This is a genomic window from Aliiroseovarius zhejiangensis (assembly GCF_014656375.1).
GTDB classification, from domain to species: Bacteria; Pseudomonadota; Alphaproteobacteria; order Rhodobacterales; family Rhodobacteraceae; genus Aliiroseovarius; species Aliiroseovarius zhejiangensis.
Genome location: NZ_BNCH01000003.1, coordinates 233,458 through 248,455, shown reverse-complemented (window position 1 = coordinate 248,455; position 14,998 = coordinate 233,458). Strand labels below are relative to the sequence as shown.

13 protein-coding genes are annotated in these 14,998 nt (G+C 60.5%); 3 read left to right on the top strand and 10 right to left on the bottom strand.

Translation table 11 applies throughout. The features are described from left to right. Window positions 1-62: 62 nt before the first annotated feature. From IE188_RS09120 to IE188_RS09090, 7 genes are all read right to left on the bottom strand, one after another. A complete protein-coding gene (locus IE188_RS09120) occupies window positions 63-473 on the bottom strand; it encodes a F0F1 ATP synthase subunit epsilon (RefSeq protein ID WP_191286174.1) in 411 nt (136 codons plus the stop codon). A gap of 56 nt (window positions 474-529) precedes the next feature. Next, window positions 530-1,954 carry a F0F1 ATP synthase subunit beta gene (atpD, locus tag IE188_RS09115; protein WP_191286173.1) on the bottom strand — a complete coding sequence of 475 codons (1,425 nt, stop codon included), beginning with the start codon at window positions 1,952-1,954 and terminating at the stop codon, window positions 530-532. 18 nt (window positions 1,955-1,972) lie between these two features. Next, window positions 1,973-2,851, bottom strand: coding sequence for a F0F1 ATP synthase subunit gamma (locus tag IE188_RS09110; RefSeq protein WP_191286172.1), 879 nt, complete (start codon window positions 2,849-2,851; stop codon window positions 1,973-1,975). A gap of 15 nt (window positions 2,852-2,866) precedes the next feature. After that, on the bottom strand, window positions 2,867-4,405 hold the full coding sequence (gene atpA / locus IE188_RS09105; protein ID WP_191286171.1) for a F0F1 ATP synthase subunit alpha: 1,539 nt from the start codon (window positions 4,403-4,405) through the stop codon (window positions 2,867-2,869). Beyond that, window positions 4,405-4,965: a F0F1 ATP synthase subunit delta gene (locus tag IE188_RS09100; RefSeq protein ID WP_191286170.1), complete on the bottom strand. Its 561-nt coding sequence runs from the start codon at window positions 4,963-4,965 to the stop codon at window positions 4,405-4,407. The genes atpA and IE188_RS09100 overlap by 1 nt, the downstream gene beginning before the upstream one ends. 374 nt (window positions 4,966-5,339) lie before the next feature. After that, window positions 5,340-6,116, bottom strand: a complete 777-nt coding sequence (locus IE188_RS09095) for a class I SAM-dependent methyltransferase (protein ID WP_191286169.1) — start codon at window positions 6,114-6,116, stop codon at window positions 5,340-5,342. Between the two features lie 97 nt (window positions 6,117-6,213). Further along, window positions 6,214-6,858 (bottom strand): DUF938 domain-containing protein, encoded by a 645-nt coding sequence (locus tag IE188_RS09090; protein ID WP_191286168.1) that lies wholly within the window; start codon window positions 6,856-6,858, stop codon window positions 6,214-6,216. Window positions 6,859-6,935: 77 nt separating this feature from the next. On the opposite strand from IE188_RS09090, the gene gloB reads away from it, so the two are divergent. Together gloB and clpA are read left to right on the top strand one after the other, a co-directional pair. Then, complete coding sequence (gene gloB / locus IE188_RS09085) at window positions 6,936-7,700, top strand: hydroxyacylglutathione hydrolase (protein WP_191286167.1); 765 nt, start codon at window positions 6,936-6,938, stop codon at window positions 7,698-7,700. Window positions 7,701-7,859: 159 nt separating this feature from the next. Further along, window positions 7,860-10,184, top strand: a complete 2,325-nt coding sequence (clpA, locus tag IE188_RS09080) for an ATP-dependent Clp protease ATP-binding subunit ClpA (protein WP_191286166.1) — start codon at window positions 7,860-7,862, stop codon at window positions 10,182-10,184. Window positions 10,185-10,259: 75 nt separating this feature from the next. Here clpA and IE188_RS09075 read toward each other — a convergent pair whose 3' ends face one another. The 3 genes from IE188_RS09075 to IE188_RS09065 form a co-directional block, all read right to left on the bottom strand. After that, window positions 10,260-11,996 (bottom strand): peptidoglycan -binding protein, encoded by a 1,737-nt coding sequence (locus tag IE188_RS09075; RefSeq protein WP_191286165.1) that lies wholly within the window; start codon window positions 11,994-11,996, stop codon window positions 10,260-10,262. A 3-nt stretch (window positions 11,997-11,999) separates the two neighbouring features. Next, window positions 12,000-13,199 (bottom strand): biopolymer transporter ExbB, encoded by a 1,200-nt coding sequence (locus tag IE188_RS09070; protein ID WP_191286164.1) that lies wholly within the window; start codon window positions 13,197-13,199, stop codon window positions 12,000-12,002. A gap of 78 nt (window positions 13,200-13,277) precedes the next feature. After that, entirely contained in the window at window positions 13,278-13,817 is a 540-nt protein-coding gene (locus IE188_RS09065) for a gamma-glutamylcyclotransferase (RefSeq protein WP_191286163.1), read from the bottom strand. Window positions 13,818-13,888: 71 nt separating this feature from the next. Between IE188_RS09065 and IE188_RS09060 the strand changes: the two genes are divergently transcribed. Next, complete coding sequence (locus IE188_RS09060) at window positions 13,889-14,890, top strand: DUF2125 domain-containing protein (RefSeq protein ID WP_191286162.1); 1,002 nt, start codon at window positions 13,889-13,891, stop codon at window positions 14,888-14,890. Window positions 14,891-14,998: the final 108 nt, after the last annotated feature.

Genomic DNA, 14,998 nt, shown 5'->3' with positions numbered 1-14,998 from the left:
CGCAAATGCAAAAAGCCCCGCCGGTCCAGGCGGGGCTTTCAAGAAACGGGTTGGTCGGGCGATCAGGCCTTGACGGTCAGCCCCAATGCATCAGCCATTGCGGCGATATCCACCGTACGCTTGGCCAACTCGTCCAGGTTTTCAGCCGTTGCGTTTTCTGACGCTGCAGCGGCGTCCGAGACGAAGGCATCCAGGATCTCTTGCGTCATTTCCGACACCGGCACGGCGCGTTCAGCCAGAACCGACGTGCCCGTGGCGGTCACTTCTGCAAAGCCCCCGGTCACGGCGAATTCGGCGTTACCTTCCGGCGCTTCGACGCGAACGATACCGGGGCGCAGCGTCGTGATGGTCGGCGCGTGGTTCGCCATGGCCGTCATATCGCCATCCGTCCCCGGCAGTTGAACCGCCGTTGCCTGAAGCGAGGCCAGGCTGCGCTCGGGCGACACCAGGTCAAATTGCATCGTATCAGCCATTCAGGATCTCCTTTCGGGAAGATGGGGCAGGTCGCCCTGCCCCTTCACGTTCCCAATCAGGCAGCGTCTGCTGCCATTTTTTCGGCTTTGGCGATCACTTCGTCGATGCCACCCACCATATAGAAGGCACCTTCCGGCAGGTGATCGTACTCACCAGCCACAACGGCCTTGAACGATGCGATCGTTTCCTCCAGCGGCACCTGCACACCGTCCGAGCCGGTGAACACTTTTGCCACGTCGAAGGGTTGCGACAGGAAGCGCTCGATCTTACGCGCACGGGCAACGGTCAGTTTGTCTTCTTCCGACAGTTCGTCCATGCCCAGAATGGCGATGATGTCCTGCAGCGACTTGTAGCGCTGAAGCACCTGCTGCACGTCGGTCGCAACCTTGTAGTGCTCTTCCCCGATGATCAGCGGGTCAAGCAGGCGCGAGGTCGAACCCAGCGGGTCCACAGCCGGGTAGATACCCTTTTCCGAGATCGCACGGTCCAGAACGGTCGTCGCGTCAAGGTGAGCAAACGAGGTTGCTGGTGCAGGGTCGGTCAAGTCATCCGCGGGCACATACACGGCCTGCACGGAGGTAATGGACCCCGATTTGGTCGACGAAATCCGTTCCTGCATGGCACCCATGTCGGTGGCCAGCGTCGGCTGGTAACCCACTGCAGAGGGGATACGACCCAGAAGTGCGGACACCTCGGAACCGGCTTGGGTAAAGCGGAAGATGTTGTCCACGAAGAACAGCACGTCCGAACCGGTATCATCGCGGAACTGTTCCGCCAGTGTCAGACCCGACAGGGCCACACGCATACGCGCACCGGGAGGTTCGTTCATCTGGCCATACACCAGTGCAATCTTGGACTTCTCCAGATCGTCGGGAACGATAACGCCCGATTCAATCATTTCGTGATACAGGTCGTTGCCTTCACGGGTCCGTTCACCAACACCCGCGAACACCGACACACCCGAGTGCACCTTTGCGATGTTGTTGATCAGTTCCATGATCAGAACGGTTTTGCCCACACCGGCACCGCCGAACAGACCAATCTTACCACCCTTGGTATAGGGGGCCAGCAGGTCGATAACCTTGATGCCGGTGGTCAGGATTTCGGTCTCGGTCGACTGTTCGTCAAACTCGGGCGCGTCACCGTGGATGGCACGGGTTTCTTTCGACTTTACGGGGCCTTTTTCGTCAACCGGTTCGCCGATGACGTTCAGGATACGGCCCAGGGTCGCGTTGCCGACCGGCACCGAGATCGGCGCGCCGGTATCGGTCACGTCCTGTCCACGCACCAGACCTTCGGTGGCGTCCATAGCGATACAGCGCACGGTGTTTTCACCCAGGTGCTGCGCGACTTCCAGAACCAGATTGTTGCCGTTGTTGTCCGTGGTCAGGGCGTTCAGAATGGCCGGCAGGTCATCCTCGAACTGAACGTCCACAACGGCGCCAATCACCTGCGTGATCTTACCTTTAGCGTTAGCCATTGTTGTTTCTCCGGTTTCTTAGAGCGCCTCGGCGCCCGAAATAATTTCGATAAGCTCGTTGGTGATCACAGCCTGACGCGAGCGGTTGTACTGAATGGTCAGTTTCTCGATCATCTCGCCAGCGTTGCGGGTTGCGTTGTCCATGGCCGCCATACGCGCGCCTTGCTCGGACGCGGCATTTTCCAGAAGGGCCGAGAAGACCTGAGTGGCCACACCTGACGGCAGCAGCGTTTTCAGGATGCCTTCTTCCGACGGCTCATAGTCGTAAACCGTCGAGGTCGTCGCCCCCTCTTCCGGCGCGTCGAAACTGGCCGGGATGACCTGTTTCGCGGTCGGAACCTGCGTGATCACGCTTTCGAACGTGTTGTAGAAGATCGTCGCGACATCATATTCACCTTCGTTGAAGCGGTGAATCAGGTCGTGGGCAATGTCCTGCGCGTTGTCATATGCGACATTGCGCACGCCCGACAGATCGACGTGGCCGATCATGTGATCGGCATATTCACGTTTCAACTGTTCACGGCCCTTCTTGCCGACAGTCAGGATTTTCACCGTCTTGCCGGATGCCAGCAGATCCTCTGCCTTGGCCCGCGCCAGTTTCACGATTGACGAGTTGAAGCCACCGCACAGCCCGCGTTCCGCGGTCATGACCACCAGCAGGTGGACCTGATCGGAGCCCGAACCCGCCAGCAGCTTGGGCGCGCTGTCCCCACCGGTCGACGCAGCAGCCAACCCACCCAGAACGGCATTGAACCGCTCTGCATAGGGCCGCCCGGCCTCGGCAGCTTCCTGTGCCCGCCGCAGTTTCGCGGCGGCCACCATCTGCATGGCCTTCGTGATCTTGCGAGTGTTTTTGACATTCGCGATCCGGTTTCTGAGATCCTTAAGGTTGGCCATCGTTCAATGCCCCCCTCAAGCGAAGTCAGCGGCGAAGGCGTCCAGCGCAGCTTTGACTTTGTCCTCAAGCTCACCTTTGACCTTGCGGTCGTTGTTGGTGATGTCAGCCAGAAGGTCCGCGTGGTTCTGACGCAGGTGATTCAGCAGGCCGGCCTCGAAGCGACCCACTTCGCTGACGGCGATCTTGTCCAGATAGCCGTTGGTGCCTGCATAGATCACGCACACGATTTCAGCGTTGGTCAGCGGCGAATACTGCGGCTGTTTCATCAGCTCGGTCAGACGTGCACCACGGTTCAGAAGCTGCTGGGTTGCGGCATCAAGGTCGGACCCGAACTGCGCGAACGCGGCCATCTCGCGGTACTGAGCCAGCGACAGTTTCACCGGACCGGCGACCGAGGACATCGCCTTGGTCTGGGCCGACGAGCCAACACGCGACACCGACAGACCGGTGTTCACTGCCGGGCGGATACCCTGATAGAACAGTTCGGTTTCCAGGAAGATCTGACCGTCGGTGATCGAGATCACGTTGGTCGGAATAAAGGCCGACACGTCGCCACCCTGGGTTTCGATGACCGGCAGAGCCGTCAGCGAACCTGCGCCGTAGTCTTCGTTCAGCTTGGCCGAACGCTCCAGCAGGCGCGAGTGAAGATAGAAAACGTCACCCGGATAGGCTTCGCGGCCCGGCGGACGACGCAGCAGCAGCGACATCTGACGATAGGACACAGCTTGTTTCGACAGATCATCATAAATGATCAGCGCGTGGCGGCCATTGTCGCGGAAATGCTCGGCCATGGCGGTCGCGGCATAGGGGGCCAGGAACTGCATGGGGGCCGGGTCGGATGCGGTGGCGGCCACGACGATCGAATACTCGATCGCGCCGCTTTCTTCCAGTTTCTTCACCAGCTGGGCAACGGTGGACCGTTTCTGCCCAACAGCCACGTAAACGCAATAGAGCTTCTTGCTTTCGTCGTCGCCGGCAGCGTCGTTGTACGACTTCTGGTTCAGCATGGCGTCCAGGGCCACGGCGGTTTTACCGGTTTGGCGGTCACCAATGATCAATTCGCGCTGACCACGGCCAATCGGGATCATCGCGTCAACCGACTTCAGGCCGGTTGCCATCGGTTCGTGCACCGATTTACGCGGGATGATGCCCGGCGCCTTCACATCGGCCACGCCCCGCTTCTTGGCGTTGATCGGACCTTTGCCGTCGATCGGGTTGCCCAGACCATCGACAACACGACCCAGAAGCTCGTCACCGATTGGCACGTCCACGATCGAGTTCGTGCGCTTGACGGTATCGCCTTCTTTAATGTCGCGGTCCGACCCGAAGATAACAACACCCACGTTGTCGGCTTCAAGGTTCAGGGCCATCCCTCGGATACCACCGGGGAATTCGACCATTTCACCAGCCTGGACTTTATCAAGACCGTAGACGCGGGCGATACCATCACCCACTGACAACACGCGGCCAACTTCGGCCACTTCGGCGTCCTGGCCAAAGTTCTTGATCTGGTCCTTCAGGATCGCAGAAATCTCTGCTGCTTGGATACCCATTATCCGACCTCTTTCATGGAATTCTGAAGTGCGTTGAGCTTCGCACGGATCGAGGTGTCGATCATGCGCGAGCCCACTTGGACGACAAGGCCACCGATGAGGGATTCATCGACGGCCAGGTTGATGTTCACATCCTTGCCGACAGAGGCTTTCAGTGCCTTGGCAAGTTTGTCTTGTTGTGCCTTCGTCATGGCCTTGGCAGCCGTCACCTGAGCGGTCACTTCGCCCTTGTCGTCAGCAATCAACGCGCGCAGGGCGGCAACAAACTGAGGCAACACGAACAGGCGCCGTTTCTGGGCCATCAGCCCCAGCGTGTTCGCGACCGTCGACGAAAGTTTCATTTTCTTGGCGATGGCGGTGATCGAGGCACCCTGTTCGTCCCGGCTGTAGATCGGGGAACTGATCAGGTTGCGAAGATCTTCGCTATCGGCGAGAGCAGCTTCAAGGGCGGCAACATCCGCCTCGACTGCTTTCAGGTTCTTGCCTTCCTTGGCCAGGTCAAAGACGGCAGTGGCATAACGCTGGGCAATGCCGGTTGAGATCGCGACTGGTTCGGACACGTCCACCCTTCCGATGTCTTTAGCCCCATTGTGATCTGCCGGTCAGCAAATCGGGGCGGCCTACAGATGCCGCATGTTCAAGCGTGTCATCTAAATCGTCGAAGCGTGTAGCAGGGATATGCGCACCTCGCAACAGGCTTGCAGGGGTTTATCGCCAACATATTTGCCCCCTTTGCCCGATCCGGCAGAGGTTTTGCGGCCAGACCCTTTCCCCTAAGGGAAAAAAGGCGATGACCGCCCCATTCGTGGCGGATCATTTTCTGGATACATTTGTATACCGCAACAGTCGATTCCGGTGCCAGGACACCGAAAAAGGGCTGCCTGCCCTCTATCTCAAGGCCTTGAGGCAGTTGATTCTGCCGGTGCGAAACGGTTTAGCGCGTATCGCCCCCCGCCGCTCTTGAAGCGCTGGGTTCCGGCACGCCCAACCCTTCCAGCACCTTCAACGGCCGCTTGACCGCCTGCGCCAGCCCCGGACGCTTTGGGGCGGGTATCTGCTTGGACACCTCGACCATCAGGACGCCACCCGCCACAACCAGTGGCAATTGAAGCCCGGCCCGTTCCCAGAAGTTTCCGGTCTTCAGCCAGAACCGTTTCGATGACGGCGGCTGATACAGCGCCGACAGATGGCGTTCGACGCGAAACCCGTGCTCTTCCAACTGTGCTTCGAGCTGGCTCAGCGAATAGGGGCGGCCAAAGCCGAACGGCGTGGCATCCGATCTTGCCCAAAGCCCCGCGCGGTTCGGCGCGATGAACAAGGCCCGCCCCCCCGGGCCAAGAACGCGATAGGCTTCGTCCAGCAGGTTGCTGGGGGTTTCCGTGGTTTCCAGACCGTGCATCACCACCAGCCTGTCGACCACGCCGGTGTCCAGTGGCCACATCGTGTCTTCGACGAGGACCGAGACATTCTGCATGCCCGCAGGCCACGGCATCACCCCCTGCGGCGCGGGCATCAACCCCATGACCCGACGTGCCGTGGACAGATAGGGGCGCATCAAGGGCACCGCGAAGCCGAATCCGGCCACGGTCTGCCCCTTGGCCTTCGCAGCGGGCCACATCGTGGTCACCTTATCACGAATGGCCTTCTGCGCCGCGCGCCCCAACATGCTGCGGTAATAGAAATTGCGAAGATCCTGCACATCAAGATGCATGACGCTGTTTCACACCTGCCCGTTCCTGCGATGCCAAGATTAACGGATCATGGACAAATTGAAATGCACCACCGGCTCGGCGCGCGAAAAAGATTGGCTATCGGTCCGATTGGCGCATCACCAGCACCAAGTTGTTCGCCGGCATCTCGATCAACGCCGCGCGGGTCAGGCCGGCATCCTGCGCCCAGGCCTCGACCGCTTCGATATCCTTGTAGCCGATGGCCGGGTCATCTTCGGTCAGGGCGGTATGAAAGGACAGGTCGCTGTCAGAGCGAAACAGACCCTGACTGCGGAAGGGGCCGTACAGAAACCAATGACCTCCGGGCAGAAGGTTGCGCGCGACACCCTTGACCACCGCTTGCGCCGCCGTCTGATCAATCAGATGCATCAGGTTGACGGTAACCGCCAGGTCGAACGGGCCGGTGCGCCAGCTGGGGGCGGTCGCATCCAGGCGCTGCGCCACCCGCATGTTCATCATGCCCTTCCGGGCGCGCCAGGCATCAATGCTGATCAGGCGGGCGGCATCTATGTCGGTGGGTTGCCAAACCGTGTCGGGAAACGCCCCGGCAAACGCGACGGCATGTTCGCCCGTGCCGGACGCGATCTCTAACGCCACGCCGCCGGTGGGCACATATGGTGCGATGGCCGACAGGATCGGGTCCATGTTGCGCGCGGCAGATGGCGCGGACAACCGTCCGTCCTTGCGCACATCCGCGATGTAATTCGGCTTTTCACCAGCCATTTCAGCCCCCAGTATAGAGGTAGTATTGAACCATACCGGCCTTTCGGCAAGTCCAGAGATACATACAGGAGAAACACATGCTTACGCTGGTCACGATCCCTTGCCTGTCCGACAACTACGCCTTTTTGCTTCATGACGACGCAACCGGGGCGACAGCGCTGATCGACGCACCCGAAGAAGCCCCGGTCAGCACCGAGCTTTCAGCACGAGGGTGGGGCTTGTCCGAGATTTGGTTGACCCACCACCACTGGGACCATGTGGAGGGGGTCGGCGCATTGGTAGAGGCCACGGGCGCCAAGGTGCTCGGGGCCAGGGCCGACGCGCACCGCCTGCCAGATCTGGATCGCAGTTATGGCGACGGCGATCAGTTTCAGTTCGCCGGGCACGACGTGCATGTGATGGATGTCTCGGGCCATACGGTGGGGCACATCGCCTTTTACGTCCCAGACGCGGGATGCGTGTTCACCGGCGACAGCCTGATGGCCCTTGGATGCGGACGCCTTTTCGAAGGCAGTCCTGAACAGATGTGGGACAGCCTGTCGCGCCTTGCGGCGCTGCCGCCCGACACGCTGGTATGTTCCGGTCATGAATACACCGCCGCGAATGCCGCATTCGCAGCCACGATCGAACCCGAAAACGAGGCGCTGAAACAGCGAACCGAGGCCATCGCCGCCTTGCGAAAGAAGAACCAGCCCACAGTGCCCTCACGCCTGTCGGACGAGTTGGAAACCAACCCGTTTTTGCGGGCCCACTTGTCAGAGGTCAAAGCCGCCCTACATATGGATGCCGCCCCCAACGCCGAGGTCTTCGCCGAAATTCGGCGCCGCAAAGACAGTTTCTGACCCCCAAAAAACAGCCAATCACGCCTGCGAGAGCGAAAATTGACAAGAAAAGGCTTGAAGAGGCGGTCGGAAAACCGAACCTTAAACATATGAGGCGACAGTCAAGGCGGACGAACCGCCGCGCGGCAGAAGCCGCACCAGATACGAGGAGTGTTCAACGTGCCATCCTTTTCAAAACCGCTCGAAGAAGCCATTCACCACGCGCTGGCGCTGGCGAATGAGCGAAAGCATGAGCTGGCGACGCTGGAACACTTGCTTCTTGCGCTGCTGGACGAACCCGATGCCGCCCGCGTGATGCAGGCCTGTTCGGTCGATCTGGACGTTCTGCGCAAGGTTCTGATCGAATTTGTTGACGAAGAGCTGACGACGCTGATCACTGATGTCGAAGGCAGCGAAGCGGTGCCGACCGCCGCTTTCCAGCGGGTGATCCAGCGTGCCGCGATCCATGTGCAAAGTTCGGGCCGCACCGAAGTAACCGGCGCCAATGTGCTGGTGGCCATTTTTGCCGAACGCGAATCGAATGCCGCATTCTTTCTGCAGGAACAGGACATGACCCGCTATGACGCGGTGAACTATATCGCGCATGGGGTGGCTAAGGATGCCAGTTTCGGTGAAGCGCGGCCCGTGTCCGGCACGCCCGACTTCGAAGAAGACGTGCAAGACGCCCAACCTGCCGAAGAAAGCGACAGCGCGCTGGCCAAGTATTGCGTCGATCTGAACGCCAAGGCCCGTGAGGGTGACATCGACCCGCTGATCGGGCGCGAACACGAGGTTGAACGCTGCATCCAGGTCCTCTGCCGCCGCCGCAAGAACAACCCGCTTCTGGTCGGTGATCCCGGCGTGGGCAAGACGGCCATCGCCGAAGGGCTGGCCGCAAAGATCGTCGGCGGCGACACGCCCGAGATTCTGTCTGAAACCACGATCTATTCGCTCGACATGGGCGCGCTTCTGGCGGGCACCCGCTATCGCGGTGATTTCGAGGAACGGTTGAAAGCGGTGATGAAAGAGCTTGAGGATCACCCGGATGCCGTCCTGTTCATCGACGAGATCCACACGGTGATCGGCGCCGGTGCCACGTCTGGCGGGGCGATGGATGCCTCGAACCTGCTGAAGCCCGCGCTTCAGGGTGGCAAGCTGCGCTGCATGGGCTCGACCACATATAAAGAGTTCCGCCAGCATTTCGAAAAAGACCGCGCCCTGTCACGCCGGTTCCAGAAAATCGACGTGAACGAACCGACTGTCGAAGATGCGGTGAAGATCCTGAAAGGCCTGAAACCCTATTTCGAGGAACATCACGGCGTTAAATACACCGCCGATGCCATCAAATCCGCGGTCGAGCTGTCGGATCGGTATGTCAACGACCGCAAACTGCCGGACAAGGCGATCGACGTGATCGACGAGGCCGGCGCCGCCCAGCACCTGTTGGTGCAAAGCAAGCGCAAAAAGACCATTGGCGTGAAGGAAATCGAAGCCGTCGTGGCCAAGATCGCCCGCATTCCGCCGAAAAGTGTCTCGAAGGACGACGCAGAAACGCTGCGCGACCTTGAGAAGGCTTTGAAACGGGTTGTGTTCGGGCAGGATCAGGCCATCGAATCTCTGGCCTCCGCCATCAAGTTGGCGCGTGCGGGTCTGCGCGAGCCCGAAAAGCCCATCGGCAACTATCTGTTCGCAGGGCCAACCGGCGTCGGCAAGACCGAAGTTGCCAAGCAACTGGCCGACAATCTGGGGGTCGAGCTTCTGCGCTTTGACATGTCCGAGTACATGGAAAAACACGCCGTCAGCCGCCTGATCGGCGCGCCGCCGGGCTATGTCGGGTTCGATCAGGGTGGTTTGCTGACCGATGGCGTCGATCAGCACCCGCATTGCGTGCTGCTGCTGGACGAGATCGAGAAGGCGCACCCGGATGTCTATAACATCCTGCTGCAGGTGATGGATAATGGCGAGTTGACCGACCATAACGGGCGCACCGTCAGCTTCCGCAACGTGGTCTTGATCATGACCTCGAACGCGGGTGCGGCCGAACTGGCCAAATCCGCTATTGGCTTCGGGCGTGATCGCCGCGAGGGCGAAGACACCGCCGCCATTGAACGCACCTTTACGCCGGAGTTCCGCAACCGTCTGGACGCGGTGATCAGCTTCGCGCCGTTGGGCAAAGAAGTCATCCTGCAGGTGGTCGAGAAATTCGTGCTGCAACTGGAGGCGCAGCTTCTGGACCGGGGTGTCAGCATCGAACTGACCCGCGCCGCTGCCGAATGGATCGCCGACAAGGGGTATGACGACCGTATGGGCGCGCGCCCGCTGGGCCGTGTCATTCAGGAGCACATCAAGAAACCCCTGGCCGAAGAGCTTCTGTTTGGCAAACTGGCCAAAGGCGGACTGGTTCAGGTCGGCGTCAAGAACGGCGCGTTGGAACTGCGATACGAGAAGCCGAAGAACCGGCAGCTTGGGTCACGCAAGCGTCCGCCGCTTCTGACCGCGGACTGATCCACACCCACGGGAAATTGACAAAGGCCGCAGATCGTTGCGGCCTTTGTTCGTTTCTGGATGTATGAAACCTGCTTACCGCTCGGTCAGTTTCAATTCGATCCGCCGGTTTTGTGCCCGTGCCTCTGGCGTGTTGGCCGTGTTCACGGGGCGATATTCGCCAAAACCCGTGGCGGCCAGCCGGTTCGGTGGAAAGCCCAGATCGTTGATCATGTATTCCACCACTGACAAGGCACGCGCCTGACTTAGTTCCCAGTTGTTGCGGTAACGCCCGGTGCCGGACAGGGGTACATTGTCGGTATGGCCGTCGACCCGGATGATCCAGTCGACCTCGTCCGGGATCTCGCCCGCGACTTCGGACAGAAGCGCGGCCACATTGGCCACCTGCGCCTTGCCTTGGGGCTGCAAGGTGGCCTCGGCGCTGGTGAACAACACTTCGGATGAAAACACGAACCGGTCGCCGACGATCTGAACCCCTTCACGATCGGCCAGAACCTGTTTCAACTTGCCAAAGAACTCCGACCGATAGGCGGCAAGCTCCTTGGCTTCTTCTTCCAGCCGCTTACGTTCGGCTTCCTCAAGCGCCGCCCGCTTGCGTTCTTCCGCAGCCACCCGCGCCAGCGCCGCGTTCAATTCGGAGCCCAGCTTCTGGATCTGCACCTGCGCCTCGGCATCCCGCGCGTTGCCTTCGTCAAGAATGGCCTGAAGGCTGCCCAGTTGCGTGCGCAGGGCGGCGACCTGTTCGTTCAACAGCGCAATTTTGCGTTGGCTCTCGGCGCTTTCAGCCTCTTTTTCTGCCAGTTCGAGATTTGCGGCCGCCAGCAGCCGCGCGCGTTCTTCGGCGGCACTCAGAGTTTCGTCAACTTGGCTTTCAGCCGCCAGACGCGCAGCCAACGCCGCCTGCAACTGCGCGCGCAGCTCCGGCAGCTCTGCCAGATCCTCGCTTTGCGCGTCCAGTTCGGTCAGAGCCGTCGCCAGACGCGTTTCCAGATCAACGCCCGCCGCCCTGGCCGCCGCCAGAAGGGTCAGACTTTCTTCCGCCCTTTTGCGCTCGGCCTCAAGCGCCAGCGTCATGGCGGTAAGCTCCTCATCCGCCGTTTTCAACCGTTCGCGCAAGGCCGCCGCAGCCGCCGCTTCGGCCAGTCGACTGGCTTCTTCTTCGTTCAATGCGGCAGCCTGTTCATCAGCTTTGGCTTCCAGATCCGCAACCAAAGCCTCCAGCGCCTCGCGCTTTGCCGCAGCAAGGCGGGCAGCTTCCGCGCTCGCGTCGACTTCGCCCCGCGCCTTGGCCAAGGCCAGCGTCAACGCCTCCTGCTCGGACAAGATGCGAGCCTGTGCGGCTTCCAGCTCTTCCACCGTCGCGCTCAACGCCGCGCCTTCGGACAGTGCCTGATCCCGCTCGGCCAGCAAGGTCGCGACCTGGGCTTCAAAACTGGTGATCCTGGCGGCCTGTGCTGCCAACTCACCAGCCTGCGCCTCGGTCTGTGCTGTCAATCGCGCAATCAGGGCTGCCTGCGCCTCGGATTCAGACCGGGCTTCGGCCAGGGTGGCATTCAGACTGCCCAGTTCGCCTTCCAGTTCTGCGGTGCGTGCCCGTTCCAAACCCAGTGCATCTGCCAGCCCGGCCACCTGACTGGACAGTTCATCCAGCTCATCCGCCTGTCCGGAGATGGTTTCACGAAGAATAAACTGTACGATCATGAAGATCGTCAGAACAAACATCAGCACCAGCAAAAGCGCCGTCATCGCGTCAACGAAACCCGGCCAGATCGAGCCGCTCATCCGTTGCACAGATCGACGCGTCAGAGCCATGTGCTAGACCTCGTCCTGGCCCGAAGCGACGCGGATGGCATGGATCAGCGTTGCCATGTCACTGCGTAGATCAGACAGGCTTTCTTGCCGCCCTGCCTGCATTTCTTCCAGAATGCGCAGCAATTGCACGTCGATCGACCGAAGCCGCATCCGGCTTTCGGCGTCTGTCCGTGCGTCGGCTTCCTCGTGCTGGGCCTGCAAGGTGACGATCAGCCGTTCCTGCCCCTCGGCCAACCGGGTCAGAGCCTCGGCCTGACCATTGTCCTGCCCCAGATGCGTCGACAAGCCCTCCAGTTTCTCGGCCAATTGTCCCAACCGCTCGTCCAACAGGGTGCGCTGCACATCGCTATGGGTAAACAGGGATTGCATTGCCTCGATCTGTTCGGCCAGAACACCCAGATAGGCGCCTGCATCCGTGTCGCCTGCTTCACCTTCACCGGGGGCAAAACTGATCCTTGTGATGGTGGACAGCCATTCCTCAAGCTCACGGTAAAAGCGGTTCTGACCGTGACCTGCAAACAGTTCCAAAAGCCCTACCACCAAAGACCCGGCCAGCCCCAGAAGCGAGGACGAGAACGCCGTACCCATCCCGCCCAACTGCTCTTCCAGCCCGGTCATCAGGCGGTTGAACACCTCGACCCCACCTTCCCCTTCACCGGGCGCGAGCGAACGGATGGTTTCGACAACAGCGGGCACCGTCGTCGCCAGCCCATAGAACGTGCCCAGAAGGCCAAGGAAAATCAGAAGGTTGACGATATAGCGCGTGATATCGCGCGCCTCGTCAATCCGCGTTGCGATACTGTCAAGGATCGACCGGGCCGACGAGGCGCCGATCTGCAACTGCGATCCGCGGTTCGATCGCAAAAGGGCGGCCAGCGAGGCCAACAGGCGCGGCGCACGGTCCGGGTCATGCCCATCACGTTCCCGCACATAACTTTCGATCCACCCGACCGATGAAAACACCTGCCAGACCTGCCAGAAACAGGCCAGCAACCCGATGATGAACACGAACAGGATAAAGCCGTTCAGATACAGGTTTGCCTGAAACACGGGCAGCACGCGCGGCAGCGCGATGAACACGCCAAATCCAACCAGCCCAAGCACCACCAGCATCACAAGAATTTGGCGGATTGGTTGGGTGAAAGACGGCTCGGCCCCTCGTTTTTTGGGCGCAGTCAGCGTCCCGCGATCCAGCTGATCCATGCGGGATATTCCTTGTCGCCATTGTTGTTGCGCTCAGGATAGGCGCAACGGTTGCAGGTGCCAAGCCTTGTCTGTGCGCTAGGGGTCCGCAAGGGTGCGCACGGTTCGCGACAGCCAACTCAGGTCATGATCCTCGATGCCCAGATCGGCCAAATGCGCCGCCGTGTTATAAAGGTATTCCGTGTTCGGACCCCGCCCCCCGACGGCCCGCGCAATGATCTGCGCCTGTTCGTCAAGCGCGATCTGGCAGTACTGCACATGGTCGGGGTCGATCACATAGGTGACGGCGTCGACCTCACGCCCGTCTTGCAGATGGATCCTTAGTCGTTTTTCCAGATAAGCGGACGAGACAAGCTCGCGCGCGCGCAGTTCCGCCAGTGTTTTGTCATGGCTTTTGGGACAGGCCCGGAACGCCAAACCCTGACAATGCGACCCGTCCATCTCGTCCAGAGCCAGAACAAGCCCCGGTGCTTCCTCGGTGCCACGATGATGGATCGACCGCATGCAAAAACTGCGGTGATATCCCGAAAGCGTGGCGACGACAGCCTCGGTATGGTCGAAACCGGGGTTCCACATCAACGAGCCATATCCAAAAACCCAAAGATCCTGTGTGCTCATTTCACTCGCTCTTTACCACCTATGGCTTTACATACGCCAATATGCACGCAGAGCGGCAAGAGGAAAGAGTGATGCGGAAATTGATCGTGATTGCCCTGGTGTTGGCAGGGCTGTGGGCGGGATACTGGTATATTGGCGCCCGCGCCACGGAACGTGCCTTTTCGACATGGGTGGCCGACCGGCAGACCGACGGATGGGTCGCCGAGGCAGGCGACATCTCGACCCGTGGATTTCCCAACCGGTTCGATACGATCTTCACGGATCTGGAACTGTCCGACCCCAATACGGGCCTGTCCTGGGTCGCACCGGAGTTTCAGATCCTCGCCCTGTCTTACAAACCCCATCACGTGATCGCCGTCTGGCCCGGCATCCAGACAATCGCCACCCCCGAGCAACGGATCGAAATATCGGGCAGCGATCTGAAAGGGTCGATCATGGTGGCCCCGACACCCGACCTGACGCTGGAGCGCAGTTCCATCGTATTGGCAGACGTCACGATGAACTCGACCGCTGGCTGGACTTCGGCGCTTGAACGGGGGCAACTGGCGACACGGCAGTTGGACAGCGGCACGCATCGGCACGAAATTCACTTCGAAGCGGTCAACCTGATCCCGGCCTCGTCCTTTGTGCAATCGCTGGATGCCGATGACCTTCTGCCCCCCGTCTTTGAGGGCGTCACCCTGAAAGCCAATCTGGATTTCTCTGCCCCGTGGGACCGCACCGCGATTGAAAAGGAACGTCCGCAAATCACCCATATCAACCTGAGCGAGCTGAAAGCGAAATGGGGCGAGTTGGAGCTTTGGCTGGCGGGCGAGGTCGAGGTGGACACCGAAGGCACCCCGACTGGCACCGTGACCGTCAAGGCGCGCAACTGGCGTCAGATGATCGCGATTGCCCAAACCTCCGGCGCGTTGACACCCGAACTCGCCTCGACGGTGACCGGCGCCTTGCAATTCGTGGCGGGATTGTCGGGCGACGACACCACACTGGACGTGCCCCTGCGCCTCTCTGATGGACGGATGTTCCTGGGCCCGATCCCGATCGGCACCACGCCAGTGATCCGCATCCGTTGAGCATATGTCGCTTCCCCACGCTTCTTCTGGCAAGAAATATCCTGGGGTGAATGCGCGACTGCGCAGGGGGGCAACGCCCCCTGAAATCAAAGGCGGGAGCGCCCTGAT

Bases quoted from the DNA above. Each gene is read 5' to 3' on its own strand.
- IE188_RS09120 (WP_191286174.1), bottom strand. From the start codon at position 473: ATGGCTGATACGATGCAATTTGACCTGGTGTCGCCCGAGCGCAGCCTG.
- atpD (WP_191286173.1), bottom strand. From the start codon at position 1,954: ATGGCTAACGCTAAAGGTAAGATCACGCAGGTGATTGGCGCCGTTGTG.
- IE188_RS09110 (WP_191286172.1), bottom strand. From the start codon at position 2,851: ATGGCCAACCTTAAGGATCTCAGAAACCGGATCGCGAATGTCAAAAAC.
- atpA (WP_191286171.1), bottom strand. From the start codon at position 4,405: ATGGGTATCCAAGCAGCAGAGATTTCTGCGATCCTGAAGGACCAGATC.
- IE188_RS09095 (WP_191286169.1), bottom strand. From the start codon at position 6,116: ATGCATCTTGATGTGCAGGATCTTCGCAATTTCTATTACCGCAGCATG.
- IE188_RS09090 (WP_191286168.1), bottom strand. From the start codon at position 6,858: ATGGCTGGTGAAAAGCCGAATTACATCGCGGATGTGCGCAAGGACGGA.
- gloB (WP_191286167.1), top strand. From the start codon at position 6,936: ATGCTTACGCTGGTCACGATCCCTTGCCTGTCCGACAACTACGCCTTT.
- IE188_RS09075 (WP_191286165.1), bottom strand. From the start codon at position 11,996: ATGGCTCTGACGCGTCGATCTGTGCAACGGATGAGCGGCTCGATCTGG.
- IE188_RS09070 (WP_191286164.1), bottom strand. From the start codon at position 13,199: ATGGATCAGCTGGATCGCGGGACGCTGACTGCGCCCAAAAAACGAGGG.
- IE188_RS09065 (WP_191286163.1), bottom strand. From the start codon at position 13,817: ATGAGCACACAGGATCTTTGGGTTTTTGGATATGGCTCGTTGATGTGG.
- IE188_RS09060 (WP_191286162.1), top strand. From the start codon at position 13,889: ATGCGGAAATTGATCGTGATTGCCCTGGTGTTGGCAGGGCTGTGGGCG.